This is a genomic window from Lysobacter sp. Soil_N_51, from assembly GCF_057655755.1.
In genome coordinates, this window is record NZ_JBDGLR010000003.1 from 1 (window position 1) to 15,526 (window position 15,526).

The 15,526-nt window shown below is 62.7% G+C and carries 2 protein-coding genes; both read right to left on the reverse strand.

Translation table 11 applies throughout. The annotated features are described in order from the left end of the window. Positions 1–86 precede the first annotated feature (86 nt). Positions 87–599, reverse strand: a complete 513-nt coding sequence (locus tag AC3A4T_RS05440) for a hypothetical protein (RefSeq protein ID WP_487674466.1) — start codon at positions 597–599, stop codon at positions 87–89. Beyond that, complete coding sequence (locus tag AC3A4T_RS05445; RefSeq protein ID WP_487674467.1) at positions 596–15,310, reverse strand: putative Ig domain-containing protein; 14,715 nt, start codon at positions 15,308–15,310, stop codon at positions 596–598. Before AC3A4T_RS05445 ends, AC3A4T_RS05440 begins: the two co-directional genes overlap by 4 nt. Positions 15,311–15,526 lie beyond the last annotated feature (216 nt).

Genomic DNA, 15,526 nt, shown 5'->3' on the forward strand with positions numbered 1-15,526 from the left:
AGTAAACCGTTGCCTTGTCATTCAACACCTCCGGGATGACCCCATTGTCGGGTGTCTGTGAAAGGCGGGGCAGTCCACTCTGACCCCTATTTTCCCGGAGTTGGGTCTTTCGCAGCTCGATAAACCTTTGAGGCTTCTACTATGTCCAATTTCTCGTCGCCCATAGCTTCAATTGGATATCCAAGCACTGTGTCAAATGTTTTTTTTGCATCAGGCGTAAGTAGCTCATATATTTCAAATACATTTTTTTCATTTACGACTCTGAACGCCATTTCGGCAATGTCGACATCAGCAAAATCATCTTGGCGAATTGGTTCATCATTACGTCTTCTTTCGCAAATGGCGACTAATACTGGGTATGGGTTTTTTATTGAATCGCACAGCATGTTCCATTTTTCTAGGCCAAATATTTCCTGCAGTTCGGACCGGTCCGATTCATATCTACTGTCCCCGGTTACTACTCGTCTGTAATGTTCGTAGATGGAGAAATCCAGCATGGAAAGATAGCTTTGCACGTTATCGGCAGAAATAAGTGAAGAAAAATATCTGTGGAAGTCTGAAACTGAACGCCCTCCCAGGCCCAGGGTGTTGTTATTCACAAATTGCCTCCATTATTTTCAAAGAATTTCTTGTATTTGCCAACCCATACATCGCCGAAGTCGTGAGCCTGAGTATGGAAATTTGCGCCTGATGCGTTCCCAATATTGTCGTCGAGGGTTCTCGCGCTTAATATCCAATTATTTCTCCGAAACAATTCCTTCAAAGGGCTTAGCTCATATAGTTCGTGACCGAATGTATGTACGATGGCCATATCACTTTCAAGTATAGATTCCGCTACGCGGATTTGAACTTTCTTTTGGGGGCCTTGAGAAAATATTTCTTCGTATCTGACCATTTTTGTATCAAGATTAACTCCGCCAATGGGTTTTCCCTCGGGGTCCAGTGGGTTTGGAAGGTAATAATAATATGCGGCCATCGGTGTGCCATCGGGGTTCTTTGGCATTAGCCTATCTGGTACTGGAATAATCGTAATGTCATCGGTATCTATGGTGATTCTGGGATCATCAATCATGCCGATATCATAAAGAAGATCTATAGCCTCGTCTTTCGTTCTAGGGCCCTTTGCATTCTTTGGCCAGCCACCTGGTGGCATGCTCATGGGCTTACTGGCCGCTCCTCTGACGGATCCGATAAATCGTTCTCCGCGGAGAGCGATTTCCGCAAGATCTTCGGCATTATTCGAAGTTACCAATGCTCTTGATGGATGCCAATGTGGAGTGTTGATTTTGGTCCTTACAACAGATCCAGGCATTGATAGGCCGGGTGCTGCATCCATGATTGGGCCGGTGAATATATCATTGGTAATCATTGATTCTTGAACGGCGATGGCATCACCTCCAATTATGGCGGTAAGGAATCCCTGCGCGCCCGCCAGCGGATTTGCACCACCTGCTTCTAAAGCTCTCCTGCTTAGTTCGGCTCTAGCTTCTACAGTTGGGTCTCTATAATAGTGTCCGGGCGGTCGGGCAGAGCCCGTCTTTCGAAAATAGTCAATATGTTCTTGAGTTATACGGGGTTGGCTGAAATTTATTCTTTCGATTAGAGTGGTTTCCCGGCTCTTATCGTGCTCGTATCGTATGGTTTTTAGCAGATTGCCGATCGATAAATTGATATTACTGGGGCCTTGGATCGGTTGAGAAAGCTTGCCTAGAGTGCCTATATTAATGCTGAGTGCGATCGCATCGATGGGTATCTTACTTAGTGTTGCAAGATCGCCGATGTCAATGGAAGCATGTGTATCTAACTTCTCGAAGTTTAGTGTTGTTACAGTCAGCCTTTCGAGGTCTGTAGGCGCCTTAGTGAATATCTCGTCTGAGTTGAACTCTCTGCTAAGTTGAGCATTTGCGGCGGCAGCTTTTTGGTGGAGATCGTCTAGTTGGGCTAGATACGCGTCGGACTCGCTGATCTCTGTCACGACGTCACTCTTGACCTTATGGCCATATCCCGAAGCCATCGCTCCAAACGATCTTGAGCTCAGGTCTTGGAATTGATAGGCGCTATAGTTCTCCAGATAATCTGCTGCATTTTCGACGCTAAAAGGATTGTTCGACTTCGGTGTTTGTACGCTAGCTGAGCGAGAACTGCCCATTTGTCGAGCTACGGCGTTGCCCATGGCATTGCCAAACGCATCCGCCGCAATCATTCCGTAATTGATGTCGTCATCAAAACCGAATTTTCGACGGGTATGCAAACTGACCACACCATCGATCATACCCCTGACGAAGTCGGCACCAAAGTTGCCCGTGCCGGTAACGGTTTCAACTGGTAGGCCTAATCCGTTTCCAATGGCGGCACCGATCAAGTTTGCCGTCGCAGACGCAGCGATACCGCGCCAGCTGAAACTCGGACTCATGCCTGCAACTTTCTGACCCACGTAGCCGGCACCTGCGCCCACCAAGGACATGCCGACGGCACCGAGAGAATTACCACTCGCGATCGCCTGCGATACGGTTCCAACGCCCGAGGCCGCCCCCACTCCGCCAGTGATTGCGCCAGTTACGGCCCCGGCCGCTATGGCGCGCCAATTGAATTCCGTAACGCCAGTGGCGCTACCGACCACCTGTCCCGCGAAAGCGCCCGTTGCCCCTGCCACTGCACCCGCCGCGATCGCTCCGCCCACGGGGCCCATGATTCCGGCGAAGTAGGGGGAGGCCGCGCCCCAAGTTACGAATGTGACGGCAACCGCGACGATGACCATCAAGGCCATACCCAGCTTGCTGCACTGGGCTTTAGGCGGCGGTGGGATAAACGGCAAACTCGGCGTCGTCGACCCAATCGCTTGGGCTGGGTTATACGGCTTGAACGTATTGGCATCATTGCGACTGACATCGACGTTCGGCACATCCAACATCAAACCGCCACCGATCTCCTGATCCGGATCGCCCAAGCCGTTCGCCTGCGCCAGCACGTACCACTGCTGGTCGTTGCCGTACACGCGTTTTGCCAGATCGCGCAGGCTCTCGCCAGCCAGCGCAGTGACCTTGCCGCCGCCGGCTTCGTACATGCCCATGCCGTTGAGGCTGACTATGCCGAGTGCGCCTTCGCGTACTTGCGCCATCTGCTGGCCGCCGGCGTAGGCGAACAGGTAGTTCGGTTTGGTCGTGCCGTTCTGGGTGAACTGGCCGTTGCTCAGGGTGCCTTCGCGACGGGTCTGCACCTGGCCGTCGCCGTTGTAGGCGTAATAGCGCACGCGGTCGTCCAGGGTGCCGTTCTTCAGGCGGGTGTTTTCGACCTGCGCGATCAGGCGGCCGTAGGCGTCGTAGCTCAGGGTGTTGGTGGTGGGTTTGTAGTTGTTGTCAGTGCTGACGCCGCTGACGGTCTTTTCCTGGTAGCTCTCCCAACCTTCGTAGGTGACGGTGTAGGTGTGCATGTAGCCGGGGGCGAAGGTGCGGTAGCTCGTGGCCTTGCCGGAGCCGTCGTAGGTGCTTTGGCCGTTGGCGTCGAGGTAGTCGACGCGGCTCTTGCGCAAGGTAAGAACGCTGGTGTCGGTGGCTTGGCGGCCGTTGGCGTTGTTCTGCGCGGCTTGGCGGACCCAGTCGGCCAGGTCGCCGTTGCGGGTCCATTGTTCCTGGTAGATCAGGCGGCCGTCGGCGTCGTAGGCGAAGTTTTCCGCCTGCGAGAGCCAGCCGCCGATTTCGTAGGTGTCGAATTCCTCGTGAATGCCGCCGGAGTTGGAGGTGTAAGTGTAGGTGTCGCCTTCGGCGATGTACGTGCGGCTGCCGAGCTGACGGTTGTTGGCGTCGTAGCTGAACACGCGGTTGACGCCACCGAAGTAGCTGCTGCCTGCCAGTTGTTCCTGGAACTCGATGGTGCGGTTGCCGCGCAGGTCGTAGTTGCTGCGCTGCACTTTGAGATTGGTGCCGCGGTAGAAGGTGCGGGTGACCGCGTTGCCGGCGGCGTCGTAACCCAACAGATACGAGTCACCGCCTTGCGCGGTGAGTACGATTTGGCCGTTGATCAGGCGACCGTTGTTGATCGCGATGCGGTTCTCGGCGTCGTAGGTGAACCAGTAATCGCGCACATCGATCGGCGTGGGCGTGCTCGACATGGTGCTGGAGGTGGTTGCGGTGCCGGCGCTCTCGGACTCGGGCGCCATGTCGAAGCTCAGGCTGCTCATGGCCGGGTCGCCCGGTTGCGACAGTGGCCCGCCGGTGCCCGGGCTGTACTGGACGGTCACATGGAAGCTCATGTCCACGAACGCGCCGAAGCTGTCGGTGGCGCGCACGGTGACGTTGAAGCCGCCGTTCACGTTCGGCGGATACAAACCGAAGTGGTGGCCGCCGGTGGCGCTGTAGGTGTAGTAGACCCAGGCCGGCGAATTGATCAGCTGATAGGTCAGCGGATTGCCATCGGGGTCGATGAAGGCGTTCGCCGGCCAGTATTCGTTTTCGCCGCCGGGCGCGCTCTCCGATACGACGATCGATTTGTTCGTCGGCGTGTAATTGAGGATCGGCGCGCGATTAGGCGGCGCGACCGCATTGACCGTGATCACGAAGCTGGTGGACGCCGAGTCGTAACCGTCCGAACCGGTGACGGTAACGGTGTAGCTGCCGGCGGTGTTGGGCGTGCCGCTGATGACGCCGGTGCTGCTCATGCTCAGGCCCGGAGGCAGGCCGGTCGCGCTGTAGGTGGTCAGCTGTCCGCCGCCCGGATCGGTGAACGCGGGAATCTGATAGGCAAAGCCAGTACCGACGCCGGCGGTCTGGTTCGGGATCGACGAGGCGACCGGCGGCTGATTGACGTAGCTGCCGAAGCCGAAATCCATTGTCTTGCTGGCGCCGAACGCATCGGTGGCGGTGTAGTAGAGACGCACGTTGCTCGCGCCGCTGGCCACGCCGCTGATGGTGCGGCTTTGCGCGTCGAAGCTCAGGCCGGCGGGCAGGCCGGTCAGCTGGTAGGTGAGCGCATCGCCTTCGGGATCGGTGAAGGCCGGCAGTTGGTAGCTGTACCAATGCCCCGCCACCGCCCAAGGCATCGAGAATTCCGACGGCGGGTTGGGAGCACGGTTGTTGGCGCGCACGGTGATCGCCAACGTCGTGGTCTTGACCGCGCCGCTGGTGTCGGTGGCGGTGAAGCTGACGTTGTAGACGGTGCCGGCGGGGATGTCGCCGGGGACGCGGCCGATCAGCCGCAATTCCGGGCGCACTGGGTTGTCGATACGCTGGAACGACATCCATGCGGGCAGGCCGCTGGCGGTAACGGTGAAGCTGTCGCCATCGGGGTCGGCGAACACCTGCGAAAGCGGGCTCGACCAGCTGAAATCGCTGTAGTTCATCGCGACCACGGCGGGCAGTGGCGACGGCCCGGTCGGCGCGCTGTTGGCCGCGGCGTTGACGTGGATGGTCTTGATCACCGACATGCCGCTCTGATCGGTCGCGCGCAGCATCACCGCGAACACGCCGACCGCGGTCGGATTGGCGCGCAGCAGCATCGTGGCCGGGTCGATCTGCAGCCACGACGGCAGCGAACTCAGGTTGTCGATGCTCAGACGCAGTTGATCGCCGATATCGAGGTCGTAAAAGTAATCGCTGGCGCGCAGGGTCTTGGTGAGGCTGGTGCCGACCTTGACCGGGATGGTTTCCGGCGCGGTGTTGAACACTTGCGGGCCGACGTTGCTGCGCACGTACAAGGTGAACGTGGTCGCGGCCGCGTTGCCGGGGTTGCCGGTTTCCGAGGCGAGCAGGCGGATCGACAGGTCCTGGTCGGCGGCGTTGGCGGCGGGTTGGGCGGTGAAGATGATCTGGCCGGTGGCGGCGTCGCGTCGCGCGGTCAGCCATGCGGGCAGCGGGCTGCCGTCGGCGAGGCTGATCTGCAGGGTCAGCGGGTCCTGCTGGGCATCGAGGAAGATCTCGTTGAACACCAGCGCGAACTCGGTGGTCGCGCCCTTGTGGACCGAACGCGAGGGCGGCGACTGCACCAGCTGCGGCGCGGTGTTGATCGCCGGCACTTCGGCCGAGTCGGCGCCGTAGCCGGCCGACGCCTGCACCCGGCGCCGGTTGCCGACGGGGTCGTAGCTGTAGGTCAGATCGAATACGCGCTTGCTCGCGCCGTTGGACAGGTCGTCCTGCACCACGCGCTGGATGCGGTTGTTGCTGTCGTACCAGGTGCGGGTGATGGTATGCACCGCCTTGCCGCCGGCGTCGGTGGTGTTGACTTCCTCCAGGGTGCGGTTGCCGGCGGCGTCGTATTCGTAAACGTAGGTCGGAGGGCCGTTGGCCTCGTGGATCGATTTGATCAGGCCATTGGCGTAATACAGAGTGGCGCGCCCGGCCTGCCAGGCCGGACCGGCGCCGCCGGCCTGGCCTTCGTAGGTCTGCTGGCCGGTGGTCGGGTCGTAAACGTAGTCAAAATCGCGGCCGCTGAGGTTGTTGTGGTCGGTCAGGCGGCCGTGGATGTCGTAGTCCCACGACAACTGCTGCAGACGCACCGTTTCGCCATCGCGATCGACGATCGTCGCTGCATCGGCCGACCAGAAGGTTTCATAGATCTTGCGGCCTTGCGTGTCGTAGGCATAACCGGTGCCCACGCCCATCGCGGTGCGCGACAGCAATAACCGATGTTGGCTGTCGTATTCATAGCGCGACAGGTTATTGAGCGCGTCGAATACCTGGACGCGGTCGCCGTTCTGGTTCAGGACATAACGCTGGAGTGTGGTGCGGGCACGATGCGATGCCCCCGCGACAGGCAGATAGTCGCCTATCTCGATGACCCGCCCCAGGCGATCGTAATCCTGGTAGGTCAGATAGCCGAGCGCATTTTGGGTGACGCGTTGGTTACCCAGCGCGTCGAAGGCGAACAAGGTGGCCTGGCCCAATGCGTCGCGCGTGGCGACCAGGCGTCCGGCTGCGTCGTATTCGTTGGTCCGGGTGTTGCCGTTGGCGTCGCGCGTTCCGATCAGGCGGCCCAGCGCGTCGTAGAACCACTGGTTTACCGGGCGTACCCAGCTGACCGCGCCGGTGTCGGATACGACCTGGACGATAGGACGTTCCTCGCGCACGACCTGATTCGACTCGTTGTACTGATAGTTGGTGCGATAGCCGCGTGCGTCGATCACTTCCAGCACGTTGCCCCAGCGGTCCAGGCGCTGCTGGGTGTACGTCGTCGCGTTCGGGTCGGCGGTATGCGACGGCAAACGCGCGGCAGTGGTGCGGCCGAGGCGGTCGGTGGTGTTCCAGGTGATCGCGTCGACTTTCTGCCCATCGGAGGTCGCGACGAGGTGCGCCTCGCGCACCTGATGCCCGGCGAGGTTGTAGCCGAAGTTCTTGACCACGAATGTTTCGTTCGACGTGACCAGGCGGCCGGCACCGTCGTAGCCGTAGTTCAGGCTGCCCGCGATGCCGGCGTAGGTCTTCTGGACGATTTCGCCGAATGCGTTGTAGACCACCGCCTCGGACAGGTCGGTGCCCGAGCCGGCACCGTTGAGCAGGTCGCGGGTCTGGCTGGCGCCGGTCTGGCGGCCGGCCTTGTCGAAGCTGTACCACGAGTGGACGCGGACATCGTAGGCGGCTTCGCTGCCGGACAGCACGGTCCAGCGGTGAACGACATTGTCGGCCGCGTCGTAGTCGCTGTAGGTGCTCTGATCGTTGCTGTTGATCGTAGCGACCGCGCGGCCCTGCCAGTCGTAACGGACACGCTCGATCTGATCCTTGTTGTCGTCCTGGACTACGTTTCCGGCGGCGTTCTTGCCGTTGGCGAACCGACGGGTCAGCACGATATTGCCGAACGCGTCGTAGATCATATTGGTAAACGGGGAGACGCTCTCGTACATCCAGTCCGTGCCGAGATCGCGATTCACGTTGATCGGCAACTGGGCGAAGCTGGCGTCGGTGAATACCCGGCGCACCGGCTCGGTCACGCTGACCGCGTTGCCGAGCGAGTCGTACTCGGTCTTGGTGACGCCGGTATCGTCGATCACCTCGGTGACGCGGTTCTCGCCGTTGTAACGGAACTGGGTGAACACGTCGCGCACGCCGGAGCTGCCGTCGTTGCGTTGGAAGTGACGCACCACCGATTGGGTCGACTTGCGGCCCAAGGCGTCATAGCCGTAGCGGATCGCGCGATCGTAGCCGCTGATGTCGTCGCCGGCCGGCGGCGTGTTGGGCGGCGCCAGCGTGGTCAGGCCGATGGTCGATATGGCGCGGGCGAACTCGACGGTCTCGGTGACTTCGCCGGTGGCGTTGTATTGGCTGCGGGTGACGTAGCCTTCGGCATCGACCGTCATCGTCATCCGGCCGGCCAGGTCGTAATAGGTATAGCTGTCGGCCCAGCGCGCATCGGCCTGGCCCGCGGTGCCTTGCAGCAGGATCGATTCCCTGACCTTGTTGCCGAAGCCGTCGTACTCGACGCGCACGGTCGGCGAGCCGGTCGCGGCGACACCGGCCGCGGTGTAGTAGGTGACCTGCGCCTGTTCGATCTGCACAGCCAAGCCACGCTGGTCGTAGCGCGTGGTGATGGTGCGATCCTGCGCGCCGGCCACGATCGCGCCGGCGCTTTCCGCTTGCGCCAGCGTGATCGGCTGGCCCGCTGACCATCCCGCCATCGCGGCGGTGTTGAGTCGGGCTTCGTAACGGCGCAACTGGGTCTTCTGGCCAAAACCGTCGTAGCTGTTGCGAGTGACGTAATTTTCCTGGTCGATGTCGTAGGCCAGTTGCCCCAGCGCGTCGTAGACCTTGTAGCTGTAGTTGCCGCGCACATCCTTCTGCACCACGGCGCGGCCGAGCGCGTCGTAGGTGACTTCGATGGTCGGCTGGATACCGCTGGCGACCAGTTGTCCGTTGTTCGGATCGATCTTGCCGGCGTCGGGGAAGATCGTGCGGATCTGGTTGCCGCGGTTGTCGTACTCGTAACGGGTGATGCGCGGGCGCCCGCCGTCGGCGTCTTCGAGGCGACGGATTACATTGCCCAGCGCGTCGTATTCGGTGCGGGTGGCGATCCGGCGCACGCCATAGCTGTGGGTGCCCGCGATGTCGACGTTGGCGATCCAGACGTCCGGGCTGATCTGCGCGGTGCGGCGACCGGCGGCGTCGTATTCGTAATTCCAGACGCTTGCGTTCTTGTTGCGGAACGCGGTGACCTGGCCCAGCGGGTTGTGGGTGTACTCCTCATACTGGTTGAGCGCATCGGTGACGCGCACCACCCGGCTCATCGCATCGTAGGCCGTCGTGGTCTTGCGCATGTCGGCGATGCCGGCGACCGCAGCCGATACCGCAGCTTCGTTCATCGGCGTGACGATGGAGATGTATCCGCCGTAGCGGCGGGTCTCGACGACCCGGCCGGCGCCATCAAAGCGTTGTTCGTTGACCGCGCCGAGATCGTCGACGGTGAAACGCACACGGCCGGCGGCGTCGAAGACGTACTGGGTGGAGCGGTAACGATCCGCGGTGGCGTAGGCACCGGCCGCGTTCAGCGCAGTGTTGACATCGGCTGGAGTCGCCACCGGACCGAGCGCGATCGGTACGGCATATTGATACTGCGCGGTCACCCGGCCGGCGCCGTCGTAACGGCGTTCGCTGACCAAGTAGGTGCTGGCGCTGTTCTGAGTCAGCGTGTAGCGCTCGCGGCCGGCGGCGTCGTAGATATGGCGCACGACCGCGTCGGTGCTGGCGTTCTGTGCGGCGACGGCGGCGATGTCGGCGACCGTGGCGGTGCCCGCGGCCAGCTTGGTCCACAACGCGGCATTGATCGTCGCGGCCTGGGCGTGGCGACGTTCCACGATGACGCGGCCGGCGGCATCGTAGCTGCGCGTGCTGACGTAACCGGCGCCGTCGATGGTCGCGGCGATGCGGCCGGCGTTGTCGTAGACCTGATAGCTGCGCAGGTCGCGCGCGTCGCTGGCGATCGCCGCGACGCGCGAGCGCAGGGTCGCTTCGGCGACCGGATCGCCGGCGATCAATTGCGCCTTGAGGGTCGCGTCGATGGTGATCGCACTGGCGTAGGCGCGCGTGCCGACCGTTCGGCCCGCGGCATCGTATAGCAACTCAACCACGGCGCCATAAGCGTCGACGCTGAAATGGGCGCGACCGGCGCTGTCGTAGCTGGTGTAGCTGACCAGGTCGGTGGCGTTGTCGACTGGGGTGACGTCGATGACGTCCTGCGGCGAAGCGGTGCCGGCGGTGAGCTTGGCGCGGATGGTCGGATTGAGCTGGGCTGCGTGTGAGTAGCGCTTGTGCACGGTCTGGCGACCGGCGGCGTCGTACACGTAGGAGACGACCGTGCCGGAATTGTCGACCGTGGTACGCAGTTCTCCGACGGTGGTGTAGACCTGATAGGTGATCAGGTCGCGGACACGATCGGTGGCGGAATCGTTGCGCAGTGCATCGAGGTTGAAGTCGCTGACCTGCGATGTCCCGGCGAACATCTTTTCCAGCAACGGAGTATTGAAGTCCGGCCACAGCGCGGCATAACGGCGGATTACCGAGATCCGACCACCGGCATCGTAAGAGAACTCCTGCAACTCGCTGGCGTTGTTGATTACCAGGCGCGCGCGACCATCGCGGTCGTAAACCGTGAACGTGCCGGGATCGAGCGGGTCCCAGGTAATACGCGCATCGAGCTCGGCGATAGTGGTGGTGTCGACCAGGGTCGATGCATTGGTCGCAACGATGAAGGTGCGCGTGGCGACCACTCTGCCGGTAGTATCGCGCCAATTGCGCGTCATCACCCCGAGCGGATCGATCGTATAGATCACCCGATCGGCTTCGTCGTAATAGAAACGGGTGACGTTGCCGGTCGCGTCGGTGCGGCGCACCACGTTGTCGTTGGCGTCGTAGGCGTAGCTCGTGATCAGGTTCAGGCCGGCCGGATCGAGGCGTTCGGCGGTGCGGCGGCCGAGCGCGTCGTAGTCGTACTGGATCGTGCGCGCCTGCGCGGTGCCGGCGCCTTCGGTGACCGTAATCTGCCGGCCCAGGGCGTCGTAGGTATAAGCGGTGCGCAGGTTCAGACCGGTCGGGTCCAATGCAACCTGAGTCAGGCGGCCTTCGCGGTCGTAGCTGTACGCGGTCTTGCGACCGCTGGCGTCGGTGACTTCGCTCTGACGACCCTGGCCGTCGTAGCGGTAGGTGGTGGTAATCGCCAGGCCCGCGGGGTCTTCGATCCGCTGCAGCAAGCGACCAACCGCGTCGTAACGCAGTTCGACCCGGCGGCCGGTGCGATCGACCGTGGCGCTGAGCAGGCCGCGTGCGTCGTACTCGTTGGAATCGGCGCGACCGAGCGCATCGGTGGTGCTCTTGAGGTTGCCGTCGCGATCGTAGAGGTAGCTGGTGTTGGCGATGGTGCCGCCCGGCGACGGCGTGGCGACGTTGATCTGCTGACCATGACGATTAAAGGTCGTGGTGACGCTCACGCCCTCGGGCGTGGTGATCGTGGTGGTGCGATTGGCGGTGTCGTAGGCGCTGGTGGTGGTGCGGCCCATCGCGTCGGTGACGCTGAGCACGCGGCCGTAGGCGTCGTAGCTGGTGCTGACCACTTCTTCGCGGTTGAGTACGGCCTGGCGCGCCGTGAGCTGGCGGCCGAGTCGGTCGTAGCTATAGATCGTTGGCGTGCCGCGTCCATCGACCGCCGTTATCACCCGGCCGAAGGCATCGTAGACCCAGGTCGCACTACGCTCCACCGCGTGACCACGCGAATCAGTACGTGCGATCAGCAGGCCGCGCTTGTCGTATTCGAATTCGACAGTAGGCGCGCCGGTCATCGGATACGCGCGTTCTTCCAGAATCTTTTCCCCGAACGCGTTATAGGAGTAGCGCGTGGCGATGCCTTCGGCGTCGATCGAGTTGATGATCTGGCCGCGCCGGTCGTAGCTGATGCTACGTCGGCTGTCGCTGGCCGCGACATAAGCCAGCGTGGTGATAGCGGTGGCGACACTGTCGCGGCTGCCGGCGGTGGCCAGGGTGATGCGGCCGGTGTAGGCGGTGGTCTCGATCGCTTCGCCGAAGGCGTTGTAGCGGGTCTCGATGACTTCGCCCTGCGCGTTGGCCACGCCGCTGGTTTCGGCGACGCCCTTGACCACGAAGGTCGGGCGGCCGCTGGGGTCGTAGAAATACCAGGTCTTGTTGCCGGCCGCGTCGATGCTTTCGATGCGCTGACCGAGGTTGTTGTAACTGTGGCGTACGCCGTACTGCGCATACACCGCATCGAGCTGCGCCTCGCTCATCCCGGCGGTGACCCGGGTCGAACCTTCGCCATCGAGTTCCCCGATCAGTTCGCCGAACACGTTGTAGCGGAAGCGCCCTTCGCGCACCTCGCTGGTGTCGGCGGCGGTTTCGGTGCGCAGCAGGCGGCCCTGGGCGTCGTAGGTGTAGCGGGTCACCGTGCCTTCGGCGTTGCGCTCGGTGCTCAAGCGTCCGGCCACGTCGTAACTGCGGCGGGTTTCGCGCAGCGCGCCGGTGATCGCCGATGCGTGCAGGGTCGCCAGGGTTTCGCTTCCGCTCAGGCCGGTCAGCTGCTTGGCATAGGCCAGCACCGCGCGCTCGTTGCGCGCTTCGTCGAATACGTATTCGGTCAGATAGCCCTCGGCGTTCAACTCGCCGACGACGTTGCCGCGGCCGTCGTAAAACCAGCGGGTGAGCTGGTCAGCGGCGGCGTTGGCCGGGCGCAGTTGCGCCAGGGTGCCGGCGGCGCGCTGCGCGCTCGCGGTTACCGTCGCGTAGGCCTTGCTGGCAATGCGGCGGCCGGCGAGGTCGTAGCTGTGTTCGCTCAAATAGCCTTCGGCGTCGAGCAGGCCGGCCTGGCGGCCGTTGGCGTCGTAGAAATAGCGGATCGTGCGGCTGTTGCCGGAGCCGTCCTGCGCGGTCGTCTGCACCAGGCGGCCTGCGCCGTCGTAGCTGTGGGTAGTGATCGCGCCGTCGCTGCCGGCCTGCTGGGTGAGCAAGCGGCCCAGTGCGTCGTAGGTACTCGTGCTCACGCGATCGTCGGCGGTCGTGGCCGGTCGGATCGCGGCTATCGTCGCGGGCACGACCTTGCCGCCGACCAACCATGCGCTCGCATCGACGCGCGTCGCGTAGGACTTGGTCTGGATCACCCGGCCCAGGTCGTCGCGTACGAATTCGACCACCGCGCCGGTTTCGTCGACCTGCGCGGCCAGCTGACCTTCTTCGTCGTAGAAGAAATAGTTGCGCGCGCCGCCCGCGTCTTCGCTGGCGCGCAAGCGCCCGGCGCCGTCGTAGTAATTCTTCGACACAGTCCGCGCCGCGCCGCCGCTGAATGCCGAATCGGTGACGCTGATCAGCTGGCCGGCCTTGTTGCGCACTTCCACCCGCAGCAGGTCGTTGCTGGTCACACCATCGTTGACCGTGCCGCCTTCGATCACCATGCGCACGCTTGCGCCGGAGTCCTGGTAGGTCCATTGGCTGACGATACGGCGCAGTTGATCGGCGCCGGCGCCGACCTTCTCGGTCACCACTTCCGACAGCACACGGCCCAGGCCGTCGTAGAGGTAGGTCGTGGTGTGGCTGACGTCGCGGCCGTCGTTGACGGCCGTGGTCGAGCTGCGCATCAGCCGGCGCTGGGTCAACAGGCCGTGCGCGTCGTACAGGTACTGCACGATCTCGGTGGCGTCGTTCTCCACGCCGTTGCCGGAGGCGTCGACCGCGCCGTAGGTTTTCGTTCCCGACAGGCGGCCTTTGTGGTTGTAGGTCGATTCGACCAGCGTGCTCTGCGCGCGTTGCGCGGTGGTCGCCCAGGCGGTCAATCCGGCCAGGGTCATCGCGCCGCCGTAGGCCGCGCCCAGGTATTGGCGCGACTTCGACACCTGGCCCGCGCCGGCGCCGACGGTTTCGTGCTCGAACTCACGCACCGCGCCGCTAGGATCGATCACGAAGCGCACGCGGTCCTGGGCGTCGTAGACGTACGAAGTGGTCAGGCCGCCGCTGGGCGCCTGCGCGCTCAGTTCGCGGTCCGCATCCAGGCCGGTGTAGACGGTTTCGCTGGCCAGTTGATTGGTCGCGGTGTAGGTGCGCTGCACCGCAGTTGCCGCGGCGCCGGCGGCCGGATTGACCGTGTCCCACTGCCACAGCACATTGCCGTTGGCGTCGTACTGATACACGGTTTCGCTCAAGGTGACGCTGCCGCGCACGGCCTTGACCCGGGTGACGTTGCCGCCGGCGTCGTAGCTGTACTGGGTCAAATCGCGCACGCCCGATACCGCCGGCGACCGCACTTCGATCAACTGCCCCGCGGAGTCGTAAACATAGCCCCACGAGCGTCCGGTCGAGTCGGCGACTTCGGTGCTGCGATTGGCCGTGTCGTAGGTGAAGGTCAGGGTCTGACCGGCGCCGTCGCTGTCGTCGGTGTTGGTGTCGCCGCGGGTCAGCGTGCGCACCCGGCCTTGCGCGTCGTAGGTGTAACTGACCAGCGTGCCGTCGCTCTGCCGCATCTGGCTCAGCTGCAGGCTGCTCGCGTCGACATAGGTATAGACCGTGTGGAGACGGTAGCCGTCGTTGTTGGCGAAGTTGCTGGTGTCCCAGACATCGCGATCGCCCGCGGCATCGGCCGGGGTCAGGTCGACCAGCACCGAACTCAGGCGGCCCGAACCGTCGTAGCCGTAGGTCACCTGTTCGTTGACCACGCCATTGATGCGGGTCGACAACGTAATCAGCCGGCCATTGGCGTCGTAACCGAAGATCAGCGCTTCCTGCGGCCCGCCCTCGACCGCCTGCACTTCGCTGACGCGGTTGCTGGCGTCGTAGACGACGTTCCAGGTCGCGGCCGATACGCCATCGGACTTCAGATCGCGAATCCGCGTCAACCGCCCCTTGAGTGTGGCGTCGGCGTGGTTGGCGTACTGCTCCTCGCGGCGCGTGCTGCCTTCGACCCAGGTCCAGGTGCTGGTGGCGCCGTCGCGGTTGAGCGTGTCGTGGGCGCCGTCGCCGGTAGTCGAGCGGTACAGGTCGGTGCTGACGAACGCGAAATCCTGGTACGAGCCATCGCCGGTGTAGCGGCGCATCACGCTGCCGGCGGCGTTGAGCGTGCCCGACAGCAGCTCGACCCGGCGCTCGAAGCCAGTGATCCAGGCATCGGCGCCGACATCCGCGAGCAGGCCCCGGCTGTTGTAAGTGCGCTGCGCGGCGATGCTCATGCCGCGGAACAGCAACTGCTCGTCCTGACTTTGCAGCAGCAGATTGCCGGTGGCGATATTGACGTACTGGTTGTCGCGGCCCTGGCCCAACCGCGCGCCACCACCCAGACCGGTGCCGATCTGACTCGCCGAGCCGTTGAACAGGCCCAGACCGTTACCCGAAATCACTGCCGACATGCCGACTTCCCCAAGATGGTTCGATGATTCGCCGCTTTCTTGCAGCGGCCTATCTACCTATCCATGGGACGGGGAAAAGGTTTAGGTCGGATGAAGTGATATTTCGGTTCTTATTTTCCAGCGGGATTGGGCCTGTAAATGGGATAATCGAGTTCGCGCGGGACCGGCCCGACAGCCCCCGCCCCTGAATCGCCCCGCAGTACCCACGCGCATTGC

Bases quoted from the DNA above. Each gene is read 5' to 3' on its own strand.
- AC3A4T_RS05445 (WP_487674467.1), bottom strand. From the start codon at position 15,310: ATGTCGGCAGTGATTTCGGGTAACGGTCTGGGCCTGTTCAACGGCTCG.